This window comes from Streptomyces sp. NBC_01197 (genome assembly GCF_036010505.1).
Classification (GTDB): Bacteria; Actinomycetota; Actinomycetes; order Streptomycetales; family Streptomycetaceae; genus Streptomyces.
In genome coordinates, this window is record NZ_CP108569.1 from 1,230,514 (window position 1) to 1,248,064 (window position 17,551).

The window sequence follows — 17,551 nt, forward strand, 5'->3', positions numbered from 1 at the left end:
ACTCCTCATACTGCATCTGCCATAGCCTTGGCGTAAATCAACTGGTGAATGCTTATCGCATCAAACAAACGGCTCGCAGATGGGAACCTGTGGACACCTCCAGGAACACTGCGCAGGACTCCGGTGGCGGAAGATACTGTGGGGGCAGTCCGGCACGGCGTCGCGAGAGGTCTGGCTGACGCCGGACGGGCACGGGCTGTCAAGTACGGGAATTCCAGAAGGATTGCGGAACGCTTTGAAATGCGCTAGCGGAGCATCACCGCGAGCCGCGAGCCGCGAGCCGCGAGCCGCGAGCCGCGAGCCGCGAGCCGCGAGCCGCGAGCCGCGAGCCGCGAGCCGCGAGCCGCGAGCCGCGAGCCGTCGCGGACGGGCGGCGCGTAACCTGGCGGGGTGGCCATGCACAGTAGTCCGCATCTGCGTGTCCCTGTGGGCCGGGACTCCCGGCGGTGGAGCACCTTCCGCGCCGAGAAGACACTGGTCGTAGCCGCCCGTACGGTCACCTCCAGCGCACGGGTCCTTGAGTGCCTGCCGGCCGTACTCCGTGATGACAGCCGGGTCTCCGTCGTGTTCGCCCACGACCCCACATCCGCGTTCAACGAAGGTGTCCTCGACCTTCTCCATGACGCCGGGTGCCGGGTCATGCCGTGGGATCAGCTGCGCGACGTCTCCGCTGATCTCATCATCTCGGCCAGCGAGAACGTCGATCTGCCGGAAGGCGACTGCCCGGTACTCGTACTGCCCCACGGAGTGGGCTTCCAGAAGCTGGTACCGGATTCCCGCAGTGACCGGGCCCGGTTGTCCGGTGTGGTGCCGGACGCGCTCCTGGAGGCCGGGCGCGCCTGGCTCGCGGTGTCGCATCCCGGCCAGGAACAGCAGTTGCGCGGATCGCACCCCGGAGTCACCGGCCGCACCCTGCTGATCGGGGATCCCTGCCTCGACGACCTCCTCGCCAGCCGGCCGCACCGGGAGACCTACCGCCGGGCGCTCGGGATCGCGGACCATCAGCGCCTCGTCATGCTCAGTTCGACCTGGGGCCCCACATCCCTGCTGGGCCGCGATCCCGGGCTCCCGGCCCGTCTCCTCGGCGAGCTTCCGTACGACGAGTACCGGGTCGGCGCGATCGTGCACCCCAACGTCTGGGCGGGACACGGCGCATGGCAGCTCAGCAATCTACTGGCGTCCGCGCTGGAAGCCGGTCTGCTGCTGGTGCCTCCGGTGCACACCTGGCGGCCCGCCCTCGTGGCGGCCGATGCCGTCATCGGCGACCACGGTTCGGTGACGCTCTACGGTGCCTCACTCGGTATCCCGCTGCTCATCGGCTCGTTCGGCAGCGACGCGGTGCCGGGAACGGCGGTCTCCGAACTCGCACGGGTCGCACCCCGGCTCGATCCGCTCAAGGATCTGCGGGGGCAGGTCGATAAGGCTGTCGAACTGCACGAGCCCCGGTGTTACGAGGCCGTCGCGCAACAGGCCTTCGCCGAGCCGGGGCAGGCGCTCGCCCGGCTGCGCAGCGCCGTGTACCGCCTGTTGGAGCTCCCGGAGCCACCGTCCCCGCCGCCCGGCGCGGCAGCTCTCGGCGCTCCGGAGATGGCGGTACGCGCGGTCATGGCCTGGACCGTGACGACGGTTGTCTCATCGGACGCATGCCAGTCGGCGGTCACGGTGGACCGCATCCCGTCCACCGTGCACAGCGGTTCCCGTGAAGGGCCCGCAAGGTTCACCCACTTGGCGTGCCAGGAGGGCGAGCGGGACGGACGGCTGGTGGACAGCGCTTCTGTGCTGTTCAGGCCCGCGCCCGCCGACAGCGCCGAAGCCGCCACGGCCTGGATCGCCGACACCCTCGCGCGGCTTCCCGGCTGCCTGATCGCCGCGGTCGCACTGCCCAGCGGGCGGGTACTGGCCGGCCTGCGGGATGGACGGATCGTGGAGACAGCAGCGCAGACAGCCGGGAACGTGCCCGCCCCGGATCCCGGTCTGGCGGCAGCCGTCGTCTACGGCTTCCTGCGCGCGGGGAGACCGCTGGAGCACCCCGGGGTGGAACTGCGGCTGGGCGCCGTACGGACACAGATGCTGGCGCTGCGGGTCGTTCCCGGCGGCGGGGAGCCGCGGACCGGGGCTCGGTTCAGCTGAGGTCCTCCGGATCCCGCAGCCGTTCCCGCAGCCCGTCCGCCAGTGGGCTGCCGCCCGCCTCGTAGATCTCCAGGGCCCGGGTCAGGTCGGCGCGCGCGGTGGACGGGTCGTTGCCCGGGCGCTGCGCGATACCGGCAAGCAGGACCAGAGCCTGCGCCTCGTAGTGGGTCGCCTCCTGGGCCCTGAGGGCGACCGCAGCCGTTCGCAGCGCCCGGACAGCCTCTTCCGTTTCGCCGAGGTGGTCGTGGACTTCGCCGATGGCCGCGGTCACCCGGGCCGCCATCCGCGGGTCGGAACAGGCCGTCAGCCCGGCGTGGGCTTGCCGGAGTGTGGCCAGAGCCGACGCGGAATCGCCGTCCCGGTCCTGGGCGCGGCCCAGGAAGTAGGCGGCGATGGCGGCCCCCCGCCGCTCGCCGGCCGCTTCGTTGAGGTCCCGTGAACGCTGGTAGGCCGCGGTGGCGCGAGAGGGATCGGCGTGGTCCCAGTACCGGCCCAGGAATTCCTGGACGGACGCGCGCAGGGCGGTGTGATCGGCGATCTCGGCACACGCGACGGCACTGTCGAGTTCGGTACGGGCCCTGTCGTACTCCCCCAGGTCCATCAGCGGGCGGGAGAGCAGGCTGCGCAGCCTGGCCTCGGCGGCCGGTGCCATCGCCGCTGCGGCCGAAGCCGCGCCCAGTTCCAGTGACTCCATCCAGTCGCGCAGGTGCCTGCGGTGCAGAAAGAGCACGGTGAAGGCTTCGGACAGCTGCCACACCGGGGTGTGCAGGCCCTGTTGTGCCGCCTCGCGCAGGACGGCCAGGATGTTCAGCCGTTCAGCTTCCATCCAGGCGAGCGGCCGCGGCGCGGCCGGCGAGGCAAAGGGATCGGGGGCTCCACCGATGACCTCGGACAGCTCGGCGATGCGCAGCCGGTCAGCCCGTACCGCGCGGTCGGCGAATGCAGTGAGGGCGAGGTAGTGCGTGGTGACCCTGCTGATCAACTCCTGTCGCGCGGTGGGGCTCTCCTCCTCGGCGGCGCGCTCCATGGCGTGCAGCCGTACGAGGCCGTGCAGCCGGTAGCGACCGTCCGGCCTCGCCTCCAGCAGGCTCGCGTCATCCAGCACGTCCAGCAGGTCCTGGGCCGTGGCCGGTGGAAGACCGGCGGCCACTGCCGCCGTGCCGGTGTCGAAGGTACGGCCGGGGACCCAGCCGAGCAGCCGGTAGAGCCGGGCGGCGTCGGGGGGGGAGCTGGGCGTAGGAGGTTCCGAATACGGCGGACACCGAATGTTCTCCTCGCAGTGACAGCGCGGCCAGCCTGCCGCTCTCGTCGGCAAGTTCCGCGGCCAGGGCGGCCATGGTGAGGCGGCGGGTGGACGTCAGACGGGCGGCGGCCACCTGCAGGGCGACCGGCAGCCCGGCGCACAGACCGACCAGTTGCTCCGCGGCTGCCGGCTCGTCGTCGATGGCCTGCTGGCCGCACCGCGCCGCCAGCAGTTTCAGCCCGCCGGCCGCGTCGAGCGGTTCGAGCGACATCAGCCGGGCTCCCTCGACGGCCGCGAGCTCCCCGAGTCTGCTGCTGCTCGTCACCAGCACCGCGCTGCCCCGGCCTTTGGGTACCAGGGCTCTGACCTGGGCGGGCTGGTCCACGTCGTCCAGAACGAGCAGGATCCGCCGCCCGGCGGAGTGCGAACGGAACAGCTGGGTCCGCTCGGTCAGCGACTGCGGCAGATAGGCGTCGGCGACGCCCAGGGCCCGCAGGCACATGCCGACCGCTTCGGAGACATCGGCTCCGCCGCCGGTCCCGCGCAGCTCCGCGAAGTCGACGTAGATCTGGCCGTCGGGGAAGAGGTTCCGGGACTTCTCCGCCCACCGGCAGGCCATCGCCGTCTTACCAACGCCCGGCAGGCCGTCGAGTGCGCCGATGTCGATGTGCGGGGAACCGTCCGCTACCGCGGTGAAGAAGCCGTCGAGAGCGAGGAGTTCCTCGGTGCGGTTGATGAAGCGGCTGGTCCTGGCCGGCACCTGGTCGGGTTTCGCGTCCAGCGGCGGGGGCGGCTGAGCCTGGAAGACGATGCCGCCGTGGATCTGCGTGTTCTGGAAGACGGGACCGTTCTGCACTCCGCCGCTGATCTCGGCGTGTGCGCCCGCGTCCCACTCCACTCCTGCCTCACGAGCGAGTTCTGCCAGCAGGCTGCGGAGTTCCTGCGCGGCGGCAGGGTCCTCACGGAGGGCCCTGCGCAGTCTCTGCCGCCATTCCGCCTCGATGTCCGCCGCCGCACCTGTGTCGTCGGCCTGCCGGGCGCTGCGGAGTTCGTCACGGGCGCTCTGGAGGGCCTCGTCGGTCGCTCCCTCCGCGCCCTCCGGGCCCGGTCGCCCCCGCTGGGCGAAGAACCGCGCCAGCCGGATCTTGGCCCGGTCCCAGGATTCCGAGACCATGAGCCCCACCAGCGCGGTCGCCCCCGATGACGCGAGCGCCGCCAACTCAGCTTCCACCGAGCCCCCTTCGTGTCGACGTCGGGTCAGCGTACCGAGGTCGCCACTGCCGCAGGGAGATCGCCGCCCACTCAGTGGCGCCTACTCGGTGAGAGCGGCGGCGTCCGCCCGGCACGCAGACGCCCAACTGCCCCTGCATTACTGCGAGTCCCGCAGGGGCAGTTGAGCGGCTCAGCGGTCGCGCCGTCAGGTCTTGCGCAGATCCGGGGCCGGTACCCCGATGAGTACGCGGCGTACGGCGTCCCACGCCGCGCGCAGCGCACGGGTGACGGCCGGAGAGTCGCTGCCCACGACGCGCGCCCACGCACCCGTGTCGTCGGGCAGCACGCTCACGCCGAAGACCAGGCCGGCGGCTGCCAGCGCCTCATGGAGGGTGTCGGCGACCAGCGCCGCGGGGGCCAGCGGCGTCAGCACGTACAGCGAGGCCATCAGGTCGTGACCTGCGAACACCGCGGGTCCGGTCACCCCGCCGGGGCCGTGCGGTTCCAGCCGTACGGTGTCGGCCGCAAGCAGCGTGCCGTCGGGGCGCTGGACCTCCAGATCGCTGAAGAGCATGCGGTAGGCGTGCCGTTCGTCCCGGGCCAGCCGCCCGGCCGAGATCGTCTCGCCCAGCAGTACGGTCGCCGACGGGTCGGCCGTCACCAGGGTGTGCTGGTAGAAGCGCGCGTCCCGGTACGGGATGAGCGGGTCGGGCAGGTACTCGACGTAACTGCCCTCCCCCGCCGTCAGGTTGACCATCTGGGTCGCGTGGTCGAACTCCATGCGGTGCACCTTGGTGGCGGCCTGTGTCGTCAGGTGCACGGAGGTGCCGGGACCGCAGTCGATGTCGATGCGGTTGCGGTCGGCCTGGAGGATGCCGCCGCCCGTCGACATCAGGAAGGTCACCGGCAGGTCGGGCCGGTGCGGGTCGATGTAGAGCGGCCGCATGATCTGCAGCGGCGACTTCTGGTAGCGGTCGACGAGTTCGGTGCGGTCGCCGACGCGGGCGTAGCGCAGTTCGAGCAGGCCGACCTTGCCGGGGCGCCCGGCGGCCAGTGTGTCCGGCGGGCCGGCCAGGCCGAGCAGCCGGGCCGGGGTCCGCCGGGGTTCGTAGTGCGCGGGGTCCAGCCGCGCGGGCGCCGTGGTCACGCGGGGGCCGCCGCCTGGGCGGCCTCGTGTGCCAGGAGGAAGTCGGCGATGGTGTCGAGGCCCTCCCCGGTGAGGGAGTTGGTCAGCACCACGGGCCGCCCCTCCCGGACGGTGTGCGCGTCCGACTCCATGACCGCCAGGTCGCACCGCACGTACTGGGCGATGTCGACCTTGTTGATGACGAGCAGTTCGCACTCTGTGATGCCGGGGCCCCGCTTGCGCGGCATCTTGTCGCCCTCGGCGGTGTCCAGTACGAACAGGAAGAGGTCGACCAGCGCGGGGCTGAAGGTGAGTGTCAGGTTGTCGCCGCCGCTCTCGAAGAGCAGCGTGTCCACGTCGGGGTGGCGCTCCAGGAGTTCGTCGGCCGCCGCCTGGTTCATCGTCGGGTCGTCGCGGACCGCGGTGTGCGGGCAGGCCCCCGTCTCGACACCGACGATCCGGTCCGCGTCGAGGATCCCGTCGAGCGTGCGCCGGACGTGGTTGGCGTCCTCGGAGGTGAAGATGTCGTTGGTGATGACGGCCGGGGTGCGGCCGCGCGCGAACAGGATGGGGACGAGCGCCTCGATCAGAGCCGTCTTCCCCGAGCCGACCGGGCCTGCGATCCCTACGCGCAGGACGCCGTCCTTGGGGCGCCGCAGGAGTTCGTCGTGGCTGTGGTGGTGCCGGGCCTGCATGGGGTCGTGCATGGTGTTCCTTCTCTGGTGTGATGTCTTCGCGGGGGTGGCACGCGGCGCGCCCTGGCCGTACGGCTGTACGGCCGGGCCGGCGCCTGGGCCGCGCTCCGCCTAGCTGGCGAACAGCCGGGCCTCCGCCCGCTCGTGGCGGCCGGCCATGATGTCCGCCACCGGGACGAAGCCGCCGATGTCGGACAGCTCCCGCTCCAGGGCGGCTTCTGCGGTCTCCTCGATCACCGGCGCCGCCCGGTGCAGTACGACCTGCGCCTGACGGTGGTCGGTCAGCCGGAGCCGGAGGGCGGCCCCCACGAAACTGGCCGCGAAGGCGAACAGTTCGCAGGTGACCGCCTGCCGTACGGACACCGCGTTGCCCGCGTGGACCGCGGCGGCGACCACCGGCTGGCAGCCGCGCACGGCGCCGTCCCGGTAGAGGGTGCGGTACTGCTCGATCTCCGGGGTTCCGTACACCTCCGCCGCCAGGTCGAGGAGCTGCCGCCCGGTGCGGACGCTGGCCTGCCGGGCCTCACGGCCCAGTTTGGTGGCGTGCAGCCGCTGCTCGACGGCCGTCACCTCCGCCCAGTCGCCGGCGGTCACCGCGCGGTGCGCGAGCGCGAGCGCGGTGGCGTCGGACGGTCCCGCACTGTGGCGCAGCAGGTCGTGCAGGAGGTCGGGCAGGGTGCGCGGGGTCACCGCGCGGGCCTGCTGGAAGCCCTCCAGACCGTGAGAGAGGGTGTAGTAGCCGCTGGGGAAGGCCGAGTCGGTGAGCTGGAGCCCGGTCAGCAGCGCCGCTGTGGGCATCGGGTCGTTCACGCCGGGGCTCCGTTCGTGCGAGGGGGTGGTCCGCGGTGATCCGGCTGTCGAAGACCGCCGGGGCGGTCAGACGATGTAGAAGAGGTGGTTGAGCGGGAGCCGCTCGGCGGGCTCGATCGTCGCGGGTTCGCCGTCGACGGTGACCTTGTACGTCTCCGGGTCCACCTCGATACGCGGCAGCGCGTCGTTGCGCACCATGTGCTGCTTCCCGATGGTCCGGCAGCGCTGCACGGGCTCGGTCCGCCGCTGCAGGCCCAGCTCGGCGGGGACGCCCGCCGCGATGGACGCCTGCGACATGAAGGTGACCGAGGTCTGCTGCTTGGCACGGCCGTACGAGCCGAACATCGGCCGGTAGTAGACCGGCTGAGGGGTCGGCAGCGACGCGTTGGGGTCGCCCATCAGGGCCCAGTTGACCATGCCGCCCTTGATGATCAGCTTCGGCTTGGCGCCGAAGGAGTGCATCGGCCAGAGCACGATGTCGGCGAGTTTGCCGGGCTCCAGGGAGCCGATCACATCGGCCGCGCCAACCGCGATGGCGGGGTTGATGGTCAGCTTGGCCAGGTACCGCAGCACGCGTGCGTTGTCGTTGCGGGAGCTGTCCTCCGCCAGCGGGCCGCGCAGCTCCTTGCAGTGGTGCGCGGTCTGGAACGCCCGGACGAACGACTCGCCGACGCGGCCCATGGCCTGGGAGTCCGAGGAGAAGATGCTGATCACGCCGAGGTCGTGCAGTACGGTCTCGGCCGCGATCGTCTCGGCGCGCACCCGGCTGTCGGCGAACGAGACGTCCTCGGGGATGTCGCGGGACAGGTGGTGGCAGACCATCACCATGTCCAGCAGCTCGTCCACCGCGTTGACCGTGTACGGCAGCGTCGGGTTGGTGGAGGCGGGCAGGACGTTGGCCTCGCCCGAGACCCGGATGATGTCCGGGGCGTGGCCGCCGCCGGCTCCCTCGGTGTGGAAGGTGTGGATGGTCCGGCCATTGATCGCGGACAGGGTGTCCTCGAAGAAACCGCCCTCGTTGAGGGTGTCGGTGTGGATGGCCATCTGCACGTCGTGCTCGTCGGCGACCCGCAGGGCGGTGTCGATGGCGGCCGGGGTCGCGCCCCAGTCCTCATGCACCTTCAGACCGGCCGCGCCCGCCTCGATCTGCTCGCGCAGGGCCTCGGGCCGGCTGCCGTTGCCCTTGCCGAGCAGCCCCACGTTGACCGGCAGGTCCTCCACGGCCTCCAGCATCCGGTGGATGTTCCACGGGCCGGGGGTGCAGGTCGTGCCGTTGGTGCCGTCGGTCGGCCCGGTGCCGCCGCCGAAGAACGTGGTGATGCCGTTGGACAGGCCCTCCTGGGCCTGCTGCGGGGAGATGAAGTGGATGTGCGTGTCGACGCCGCCCGCGGTGGCGATCAGGTGCTCGCCTGAGATCACCTCGGTGCCGGGACCGATGACGAGCTTGGGGTCCACGCCGTTCTGGAGCTGCGGGTTGCCGGCCTTGCCGACCCCGACGATCAGACCGTGGCGGACACCGATGTCGCCCTTGACCACGCCGAGCACCGGGTCCATGACCACGACGTTGGTGATGACCAGGTCGAGGGCGCCCTCGCGGTTGAGCGCTGACGGGTCCTGGGCCATACCGTCACGGATGGCCTTGCCGCCTCCGTAGACGGCCTCCTCCCCGTAGGAACCGGCGTTGTGGTCGTACTCGACCTCGACGACCAGGTTGGTGTCGGCGAGGTGGAACCGGTCGCCCACGGTGGGGCCGAACAGGTCCGTGTACTGCTTGCGCGGAATGATCGCCATCAGTGCTGAGTCCCCTCGGTGCCCGCGGTGCTGTCGGCGCCGGGCGTGTTCCCTGTGCTGTCCGTACCGGCGGCGGTGCCGGCGTGTGTGAATCCCAGCTCCGACGCGCGGCGCAGCGCGTTGCGCTTGGTGTCGGGTGCCGACAGGCCCCCGTTGACGAGTCCGGCGAATCCGACGAGCCGCCCGGCGCCGCCGAAGGCGCACAGGCCGACCTCCCGGCTGTCACCGGGCTCGAAGCGCACGGCGGTGCCGGAGGGGATGTCCAGGCGCATTCCGAACGCGGCTTCACGGTCGAAGCGCAGGGCGCGGTTGATCTCGAAGAAGTGGTAGTGCGACCCGATCTGGATGGCACGGTCGCCGGTGTTGGCGACCGTGAGCCTGACCGTGGCCCGGTTGGCGTTGATCTCCACGGGGTCATCTCCGTAGAGGTAGTGGGCTCCGCCCGACATCTCTGTCTCCTCGGTGGTTCAGGCTTCAGGCTTCAGGCGCTGATCGGGTCGTGGCAGGTGACCAGCTTCGTCCCGTCGACGAACGCCGTCTCGACCTGAAGGACCGTGAGCATCTCGCGCACTCCGGGCATCACGTCGTCCTGAGCGACGACCTTGCGGCCCAGTTCCATGCACTCCGCGACGGTGTGGCCGTCGCGTGCCGCTTCCAGGACGGCCTCGGTGATCAGCGCGGCGGCCTCGCTGTAGTTGAGCTTGGTTCCCCTGGCCCTGCGGCGGCGGGCCAGGTCGGCCACCACATAGACGTGGAGTTTGTCGATTTCGCGTGGTGCGAGATTCATGGCGTCACTCTGCTTTCTCGAACGAGATGCCGGGCCGGCCCAGCGCTGGACCCGCCGCGAGGAAGAGCCAGGTCGTCACAACGAACGGCCAGGTGAAGGGGGATCCGCCGGACGGCCGGGTGAATGCCTCCCAGGCGGCGGTGAAGGGGACCGAGGCCACGACGGCGAGCGCGGCATATCCGGCGGTCCACGGAGTGAGTGTCAGGAAGGTGGCTGCCAGCGCTATGGCACAGAGCACCCCGTTGTAGCCGTAGAGGCCCTCGGTGATCCGATCCGCCGGCAGTCCGGCGACGCAGGCGGTCAGCAGCGCGAGGGCGCTGGCGCCGGCCGCGGCTACGGCGGCGGCGCGCGAGGTGACGAGGAGGCCGACGAGCAGGATCAGGCCCGCGTACCACTTGTCGAGGAAGAAGATCTGCCCGATGTTGTCGCAGAAGGCCCGGCCGGCCTCGGCAGCGGTCAGCGTGGTGAACCCGCCGACCCTCGCGGTGGCCGCGGCCGCGGCCGGGGCCGTCGGCAGCGCGATCATCAGCGCTCCGGCGACCAGGCAGTACGGGGCGGTCAGCACGGGCAGCCCGAAGCGCCCGAAGATGCGGCCGGCCGCCGCGCTCAGTACCGGGCAGATCGCCGCACCGAGTACCGCGAGCAGGACGGTACGTCCCGACGAGCCGAATGTGACGAGGAGGGCTATACCAGTCAGACAACCGCAGTAGCCCTCAAGCCCCTTGACGAGATTCCCGCGGTCGGCGCCCAGCAGTGCGGCGGTCCCGGCGGACACCGCCGCGCCGAGCAGTCCGTACACGCCGGTACGCCATCCCTCGGCGAACAGCCCGACGGTGGACAGCAGTCCGGTCCACGGGTTCGCGCTGAGGGTGACCTGTGCGATGCCCCGCAGCTGCACCTGCCCGATCCGGAACGGCGCCCGGCTCTTCGCCTGCACCACTTGTTCCGCCGCAGACATGTCTACTCCCTTGAGGACATGGCAATTTGCCCAGAAACCCCCAGATCAGGGGGGCCTGGCACTAGATCAACTTTCTGTTGAAAACCGTACGCCCGGCGCAAGCGGAACAGTGTCGCCAAGATCGGACACCGAGCGTGTCCGGGGCGGTACGGTACGACATAACCGCTGTTGGGATGCGGCGCACCACCGACCCACCGCGACCTGCCCCCTGTCGGCCCGGCAGCAAGTCTTGGTAAGAGGTTGAACGTCTTTTGAATGCTTCATACCTGTCATTTGACCGAACCAGGCCTGGACTCCTGGGCGCGCCGCCGACCAGGCGTTTTGGTCCCGGGGAAGCACCAGGTTGCGGGGCCGCCGTGCCGCGGCCATCCTGGAACGGCTTCGGCAGGCTCTGCCCGCTGCGTCTCCTCCACCGCACGCGTCTCCACCGCCCCGGCAGAGCGGCATCCCCATCCGCGCGACAGTCTCCTGTGTCACCGTCGCCGTACAGGCCGTGTGAGTACCACCGCGGCCGCCCCTGGGGCGGCTCGCCCCGGTCCCGCCTTCGATGAGCCGAAGGAGCACCGCCATGCACTCCGCACTGATGCGTACCGCGCTCGCCACGGCAGCTCTGTGCGCCACCCTCACCGCAGGCGCGATCACCCCGAGCAACGTTCTGCACCCCGCTTCCGCGCCCCCGTCAGCGCCCCATACCGCGCCCCGGACCGCGCCCCGTACGGAGGGCGACACGAATCCGCCTCCGTACGACCGGCGCGCGTTCACCGAGCAGACCGTACGGCTCAGCTGGAAGGGCACCACGCCGGCCGGCCGCGCCCGTATGTGCGCGCATCCGGACAGCTTCGCCAGCCCGGCCCTCGACGCGCGCTACGCGGCGCAGCTGATCAGGGCGGAGTGCCGGGGGCACTGAGGCCGGGCCCCGGCGGCTGCACAGGCCGCCGGGGCGGCACCCGGTACGGCGTTTCCGGGTCAGGACGCGCCGTGGGCGGTACGTCGGCGCAGGTGGAGGACGCCACCGAGAGCTGCCGCGATCAGCACACCGCCCGCCACCAGCTCCGTGGTGTCCAGGTCGGTGAGCGAACCGCTGAGGACCGCTCTGATGCGCTTGTCCGGGGTGCCGGAGACCAGCAGCGGGGTGCTGCTCAGCTGCCCCGCGCAGGCGAACGTCACGTCGTACCGCTTCCCGGTCTTCGCACCCGGGTCGACGACCACGGTCGCGGGGTGGCCGTGGTGGAGGGTGACCGGGCCGAAGACGCCGGACGAGACAGTGACGCCGGGTGCCCGGCAGCCTGTGGCGCCGACGGTGACCGTGCCCCCCGGAGCGACCGGGTCAGGTGACACGGTGGACCCGAACGACGGGGCCCCGCCGTCGTCGCCCGCCGTCGCGGCCGGGGCGGCCAGGGACAGCACGGCGGCGCTCAGCAGGGCGGCAGACCCGATACTCGTCAAGCGCATTGGGGGACACCTCCGGGCACACGATGCGGGTACAGGACCGCGGCGGCAGGCCGGTGCGGGGCGCTGCGGCAACCGGCTACGGTCGGCAGGGGCGCACGGCAGAGAAACACGCGCACTGACCTGCCTGTGCAGCGACCACGCGCTCAGCGGGAAACGCACACCACTGCAGGGCCACGGTAGGCGGCTCCACCGTCATCTGGCGAGCCCTGCCACCCGAACGGGGCGCCAGGTTGCGCCGGACAGGCCAGCTGCGCGGACCGGCTTTCCCCGGGGCCGGGCCGACCCCGGGAACAGCGGGTTTCGGCCGTTCGGACTCCTCGGCGTACGCCTGAGATGCGGGTAACGCGCAGTGTTTTTAACGTGACTGAATGATCATCAGACCAGCAGTACGAAGCCTCTGCACCGGAGCTGTGGTGCTGGCCGCCGGCGTCACCGCGATCGCTCCCTGTGCCGCGCTGGCCCCGCTGCCCGGCTACCGTCCGCCCGGCAGCACGACGGGGAGCGGGACGCAGGCCCCGGCGCTGCCGGGTGAGGTCTCGGCCCTGTCCTGGGTGGTCGCCGATGCGACCACCGGTGATGTGCTGGCGTCGAAGGACGCCCACCGCCATCTGCCCCCGGCCAGCACCCTCAAGACGCTCTTCGCCCTCACGGTGTTACCCCGTCTGCCCGCGCACCGGCTGCACACCGTGACCAGAGCGGATCTGGACGGTCTCGGTGCGGGGAGCAGCCGCGTCGGCGTGGTCGAGGGCCGCGCCTACCGGGTGGACGACCTGTGGCGCGGGGTCTTCCTCCGCTCGGGCGGCGACGCCGTGCATGTGCTGGCGTCCATGAACGGCGGCTGGCAGAAGACCAGGGACGAGATGCGCAAGCGGGCTGTCCAGCTGGGGGCCCAGGACACACATGTCATGTCCCCCGACGGCTACGACACACCCGGCCAGTACTCGTCGGCCTTCGATCTCGCGGTCTTCGGCCGCACCGGCCTGGCCGACCCGGCGTTCGCCCGGTACTGCTCCACGAGTGTCGCGGAGTTCCCCGGCGGCCTGGAGAAGTCCGGCCGGACCGACGCTCCCTTCGAGATCCAGAACACCAACCGCCTGCTGGCGGGGACACCGGACGTCAGCCCCTACCCGGGTCTCATCGGGGTCAAGAACGGATACACCACCGAGGCGGGCAACACCCTGATCGCCGCGGCGCACCGGGGCGGCCACACGCTGATCGTCACCGTGATGAACCCTCAGAACGGCACCGTCTACGAGGATGCCCGCTCGCTTCTCGACTGGGGCTTCGCCGCGTCCGGCAAGGTGCGGCCGGTCGGCTCGCTCCGGCCCCCCGTCGCGAGGACCGGCGTGGCGTCGGCCGCCGGCCTGGCGCAGGCGCCGGCGGGCGCGGCGTTCCTGGAGACCCACCACTCCACGACCAGGAAGGCATCGGTGCTGGGAGGCTTCGCGGCGGTCGGGGCTCTGCTGGTCTCGCTCTCCGCGTCGCTCTGGCTGCTGCGGCGGCGGATGCGCCGCTGAGGCGGTCACGGCGTCAGGCGGTTATGCGCTCGGGCGCTCAGGCCGTCAGGGATGGCGTGTTCAGACGATGTTGGTGCCGTTGAACAGCAGCAGCGCCACATCGATCGCTGCGACGACGACCGCCGAGGCGAACGCGGCCCGCTCCCTGCGCCGGCCGAGCAGCGTCCCCGCGACGGCGGCCGCGGTCGCCGCGGTGAGCGCAGCCAGGGACCGGCCGGAGGGCGGCCCGGCGGGCCCCAGGACCAGAACGGCGGAAGCCGCGACCAGCGGGACCGGGAGCAGCAGCCGCGCCCCGTCGGGGCCGAACCGGTGCGGCCAGCCGCGCACCCCGAGTGCCAGGTCGCTGCGGATGTCGGGCAGCACGTCGCCCAGGTGGGCGCCGATCCCCAGCAGCGCGCCCGCGGTGACGATCCACCAGACGGGCCACGGCTGTCCCGGCAGCCCGAGTGCGACGAAGGCGGGCAGTGCGGCGAACCCCACCGCGTACGGCAGCCACGACCAGACGGTCGCCTTGAGCCCGAGGTCGTACGCCCAGGCCCAGGCGACCCCGGTCAGATGGACGGCGCCCGCCCATGGCCCGCAGCCGAACGACAGCGGCACACAGAGCGCGAGCGCGGTGAAGGCGGCGGTCCACACAGTGCGTACGCCCACCGCGCCGTTGGCGACCGGCTTGCCGCTGCGGCCCGCGGCGGTGTCCCGGCGGGCGTCGACCGCGTCGTTGCACCAGCCGACGGACAGCTGCCCGGCGAGCACGGCGGCGGTGGTCAGCACACACCGCGCGGGGCTCAGCCCAGCGGACGCGGCGAGCGCCGCCAGCAGCGCGGTGACCGCCACGACCGGGCCGGGGTGACACGACCCGGCGAGGGCGGCCACGACACCGCCCCGCCGGACAGCGGGTCCATCTGCCAGGGGCTGTTCGGAAGTTCCCACCCCGTGATCGTAGGCGCGGGCCCCCGCACATCGCGGTTCCGCGCGCTCTCCACACGTACGGGCGAATCGGCAGCCGGCGCCGGGGCACCGGCCAGGGTGTCGGGGGCCGTGCCCGGGGCAGGGATGCTGCAATGCAGGGCACGTCATCCCCGAGGTGGGAGAACACATTGACCCGGATCGCAGCCGTCCACGGTGTCCTGGCACCGCACCGCCACGCCCAGCACGAGATCACCGACATGGTGGCCCGCGTCTGTCTGCCCGAAGGCGCCGACCGGCGGGTCCTCGACCGGCTGCACCGCAGCTCCCGGGTCGACTCCCGCCACATGACGCTGCCGCTCGACGCGTACGAGAAGCTGGCCGGGTTCGGGGCCGCCAACGACGCGTTCATCACCGGCGCGACGGAGCTCGGCGCCACAGCGGTGCGGGGAGCGCTGCACGCGGCGGGGCTGCGCCCCGAGGACGTCGACCTGCTGATCTTCACTTCGGTCACCGGAATCGCCGCCCCCTCGGTCGACGCCCGGCTGGCCGGACGGCTCGGGATGCGCTCCGACGTCAAACGCCTGCCGCTCTTCGGGCTCGGCTGCGCCGGGGGCGCGGCGGGGCTGGCCAGGATGCACGACTATCTGCTCGGCCATCCGGACCAGGTCGCGGTGCTGCTCTCCGTCGAGCTGTGCTCCCTCACCTTCCAGCGCGACGACAGCTCGATGGCCAATCTGATTGCCACCGCCCTCTTCGGGGACGGCGCGGGGGCCATCGTCGCCTGCGGCCCGGACCACGCGGCCGCGGAGCGTGATCTGCCGGGGCCGGCCGTCGTGGACACCCGCAGCAAGCTCTACCCCGACACCGGTCACGTCATGGGCTGGAACATCAAGAGCTCCGGCTTCCAGGTCGTGCTCGACCCGTCCGTGCCCGACCTGGTCCGCCGTCATCTCGCGGCGGACGTCACGGATTTCCTCGCCGACCACGGGCTCAAGCCGAAGGATGTGGCCGCCTGGGTCTGCCACCCGGGCGGGCCCAAGGTGCTGGAGGCCGTGACGGAGGCGCTCGGACTGCCCGACGACGCACTCGGCGTCACCTGGCGCCACCTAGCCGACGTGGGGAATCTGTCCTCGTCGTCGGTGGTGCACGTGCTGCGCGACACCCTGGCCGGGGATCCCCCGGCGCCGGGCACGCCGGGGCTGCTGATGGCGATGGGCCCGGGGTTCGGCTGCGAACTGGTTCTGCTGCGCTGGTAGGCCGGCGCTCCGCCCCCTCATCAGCAGGATCGAGCAGGACTGAGCCGGAGGACGCCGTGATACGGAGGACGCAGTGATTCGGAGGACCCCATGATGTGGTACGTGCTGCTGGTGGCCGCTGTCGCCGCCGAGCGCATCGCCGAACTCGTCGTCGCCCGGCGCAACGAGCGCTGGAGCATGGCGCGCGGTGCGACCGTCGCCGGGCAGGGCCACTATCCGGCGATGGTCGCCCTGCACACCGGCCTCCTCGCGGCGTGCGTGGCCGAGGTCTGGCTGGGCGGCCGGCCGTTCCTGCCCGCGCTCGGCTGGGCCATGGCTGCCGTACTGGTGGCCGCCCAGGGGCTGCGCTGGTGGTGCATCGGGACCCTGGGTCCGCGCTGGAACACCCGGGTGATCGTCGTCCCCGGCCTGCCGCTCGTGCAGGGCGGCCCGTACCGATGGCTGCGGCATCCGAACTATGTGGCCGTGGTCGCCGAGGGGGTGGCGCTGCCGCTGGTGCACACCGCATGGCTCACCGCGCTGGCGTTCACCCTGCTCAATGCCGTGCTGCTGACGGTCCGTATCCGCTGTGAGAACGCTGCGCTGGCCGGCGCTGCGTTCTCGCAGCGGGCAGCGCGGTCCGGTCCTGCGGGGAACGTCACCGCGTGATCGACGTACTGGTGGCGGGCGGCGGTCCCGCCGGGCTCGCCACCGCCATCCATGCCGCGCAGGCCGGTATGGAGGCGGTCGTCGTGGAGCCCAGGACCTCGCCGGTGGACAAGGCCTGCGGCGAGGGAGTCATGCCCGGCGGTGTCGCCGCGCTGCGTGCGCTGGGGGTGGCAGCGGAGGGGTGGGGCCTGCGCGGCATCCGTTATCTCGACGGCCGACGCAGCGCCGAGGCGGCGTTCCGGGACGGGACCGGGCTCGGGATCCGCCGCACGGTGCTGCACTCCGCGCTGCACGAGCGCGCCCGCGAGCTGGGCGTACGGATGGTCACGAGCAAGGTCGGCGAAGTGCGCCAGAGCGCCGACAGCGTGACGGCGGCCGGGCTCACCGCGCGCTGGCTGGTGGCCGCCGACGGCCTGCACTCACCGCTGCGGCGCGGTCTCGGGCTCGATCTGCCCGGCCGCTCCCCCGGCCGGTACGGGCTGCGCCGCCACTACCGGTGCGCCCCGTGGACCGACTACGTGGAGGTGCACTGGTCCGCGCACGGGGAGGCGTATGTGACCCCCGTCGGCGAGGAGTTGGTCGGGGTGGCGGTGCTCAGCCGCAGCCGTCGCGGCTACGACGAGCACCTGGCCGGGTTCCCGGCGCTCCGGGCGGCACTGCGCGGGCCGTACGCGAGCCCCGTGCGCGGGGCGGGCCCGCTCCGCCAGCGGGTACGGCGCCGGGTCGCCGGGCGGGTCCTGCTCGTCGGTGACGCCGCGGGGTACGTCGATGCCCTCACCGGCGAGGGCATCGCGCTGGCCCTGGCGACCGCCGGGGCAGCGGTGCGCTGCCTGGCCGCCGGCCGGCCCGACGGCTACGAGGGCGCCTGGCAGCGCCTGACGCGCCGTCACCGGCTGCTGACCTGCGCCCTGTTGTCCTTCAGCGGCAGCCCGCGGACCGCGGGCCTCGTCGTGCCCGCGGCCGCCCGGCTGCCCGCCGTCTTCACGGCGGCCGTCCACGCGCTCCAGTAGCCGTGCC

The 17,551-nt window shown here is 72.0% G+C and carries 17 protein-coding genes; 6 read left to right on the forward strand and 11 right to left on the reverse strand.

Annotation, left to right across the window (positions count from 1 at the left end; translation table 11 throughout):
• Positions 1-396 precede the first annotated feature (396 nt).
• Positions 397-2,130 carry a hypothetical protein gene (locus OG452_RS05595; RefSeq protein ID WP_327299515.1) on the forward strand — a complete coding sequence of 578 codons (1,734 nt, stop codon included), beginning with the start codon at positions 397-399 and terminating at the stop codon, positions 2,128-2,130.
• Here OG452_RS05595 and OG452_RS05600 read toward each other — a convergent pair.
• From OG452_RS05600 to OG452_RS05640, 9 genes are all read right to left on the reverse strand, one after another.
• Entirely contained in the window at positions 2,123-3,235 is a 1,113-nt protein-coding gene (locus OG452_RS05600; protein WP_327294506.1) for a hypothetical protein, read from the reverse strand. The genes OG452_RS05595 and OG452_RS05600 overlap by 8 nt on opposite strands.
• The gene (locus tag OG452_RS05605; RefSeq protein WP_327294507.1) at positions 3,225-4,604 is read right to left on the reverse strand and encodes an NB-ARC domain-containing protein; all 1,380 of its coding nucleotides are present in this window, start codon (positions 4,602-4,604) and stop codon (positions 3,225-3,227) included. Before OG452_RS05605 ends, OG452_RS05600 begins: the two co-directional genes overlap by 11 nt.
• Positions 4,605-4,790: 186 nt before the next feature.
• Positions 4,791-5,732, reverse strand: a complete 942-nt coding sequence (locus tag OG452_RS05610; RefSeq protein ID WP_405564085.1) for an urease accessory protein UreD — start codon at positions 5,730-5,732, stop codon at positions 4,791-4,793.
• On the reverse strand, positions 5,729-6,406 hold the full coding sequence (gene ureG, locus OG452_RS05615) for an urease accessory protein UreG (protein ID WP_327299517.1): 678 nt from the start codon (positions 6,404-6,406) through the stop codon (positions 5,729-5,731). Before ureG ends, OG452_RS05610 begins: the two co-directional genes overlap by 4 nt.
• Before the next feature lie 111 nt (positions 6,407-6,517).
• Complete coding sequence (locus tag OG452_RS05620; protein WP_327299518.1) at positions 6,518-7,204, reverse strand: urease accessory protein UreF; 687 nt, start codon at positions 7,202-7,204, stop codon at positions 6,518-6,520.
• A 78-nt stretch (positions 7,205-7,282) separates the two neighbouring features.
• On the reverse strand, positions 7,283-9,007 hold the full coding sequence (gene ureC / locus OG452_RS05625; RefSeq protein WP_327294508.1) for an urease subunit alpha: 1,725 nt from the start codon (positions 9,005-9,007) through the stop codon (positions 7,283-7,285).
• Complete coding sequence (locus tag OG452_RS05630) at positions 9,007-9,456, reverse strand: urease subunit beta (protein WP_327294509.1); 450 nt, start codon at positions 9,454-9,456, stop codon at positions 9,007-9,009. The genes ureC and OG452_RS05630 overlap by 1 nt, the downstream gene beginning before the upstream one ends.
• A gap of 32 nt (positions 9,457-9,488) precedes the next feature.
• Positions 9,489-9,794, reverse strand: coding sequence for an urease subunit gamma (locus tag OG452_RS05635; protein WP_266851657.1), 306 nt, complete (start codon positions 9,792-9,794; stop codon positions 9,489-9,491).
• Positions 9,795-9,798: 4 nt separating this feature from the next.
• Positions 9,799-10,752, reverse strand: coding sequence for an urea transporter (locus OG452_RS05640; RefSeq protein ID WP_327294510.1), 954 nt, complete (start codon positions 10,750-10,752; stop codon positions 9,799-9,801).
• A gap of 568 nt (positions 10,753-11,320) precedes the next feature.
• Between OG452_RS05640 and OG452_RS05645 the strand changes: the two genes are divergently transcribed.
• Entirely contained in the window at positions 11,321-11,659 is a 339-nt protein-coding gene (locus OG452_RS05645) for a hypothetical protein (RefSeq protein ID WP_327294511.1), read from the forward strand.
• A 59-nt stretch (positions 11,660-11,718) separates the two neighbouring features.
• Here OG452_RS05645 and OG452_RS05650 read toward each other — a convergent pair whose 3' ends face one another.
• A complete protein-coding gene (locus tag OG452_RS05650; protein WP_327294512.1) occupies positions 11,719-12,204 on the reverse strand; it encodes a hypothetical protein in 486 nt (161 codons plus the stop codon).
• Between the two features lie 368 nt (positions 12,205-12,572).
• On the opposite strand from OG452_RS05650, the gene OG452_RS05655 reads away from it, so the two are divergent.
• On the forward strand, positions 12,573-13,721 hold the full coding sequence (locus OG452_RS05655; RefSeq protein WP_327294513.1) for a D-alanyl-D-alanine carboxypeptidase family protein: 1,149 nt from the start codon (positions 12,573-12,575) through the stop codon (positions 13,719-13,721).
• Positions 13,722-13,781: 60 nt separating this feature from the next.
• On the opposite strand, the gene OG452_RS05660 is transcribed toward OG452_RS05655, so the two are convergent.
• A complete protein-coding gene (locus tag OG452_RS05660) occupies positions 13,782-14,651 on the reverse strand; it encodes a UbiA family prenyltransferase (protein ID WP_327294514.1) in 870 nt (289 codons plus the stop codon).
• A gap of 167 nt (positions 14,652-14,818) precedes the next feature.
• Here OG452_RS05660 and OG452_RS05665 point away from each other — a divergent pair, with 167 nt between their 5' ends.
• The 3 genes from OG452_RS05665 (at position 14,819) to OG452_RS05675 (ending at position 17,544) form a co-directional block, all read left to right on the forward strand.
• Positions 14,819-15,886, forward strand: a complete 1,068-nt coding sequence (locus OG452_RS05665) for a type III polyketide synthase (RefSeq protein WP_327294515.1) — start codon at positions 14,819-14,821, stop codon at positions 15,884-15,886.
• Positions 15,887-15,976: 90 nt separating this feature from the next.
• Entirely contained in the window at positions 15,977-16,534 is a 558-nt protein-coding gene (locus OG452_RS05670) for an isoprenylcysteine carboxyl methyltransferase family protein (protein ID WP_327294516.1), read from the forward strand.
• Positions 16,531-17,544: an NAD(P)/FAD-dependent oxidoreductase gene (locus OG452_RS05675; RefSeq protein WP_327294517.1), complete on the forward strand. Its 1,014-nt coding sequence runs from the start codon at positions 16,531-16,533 to the stop codon at positions 17,542-17,544. Before OG452_RS05670 ends, OG452_RS05675 begins: the two co-directional genes overlap by 4 nt.
• Positions 17,545-17,551: the final 7 nt, after the last annotated feature.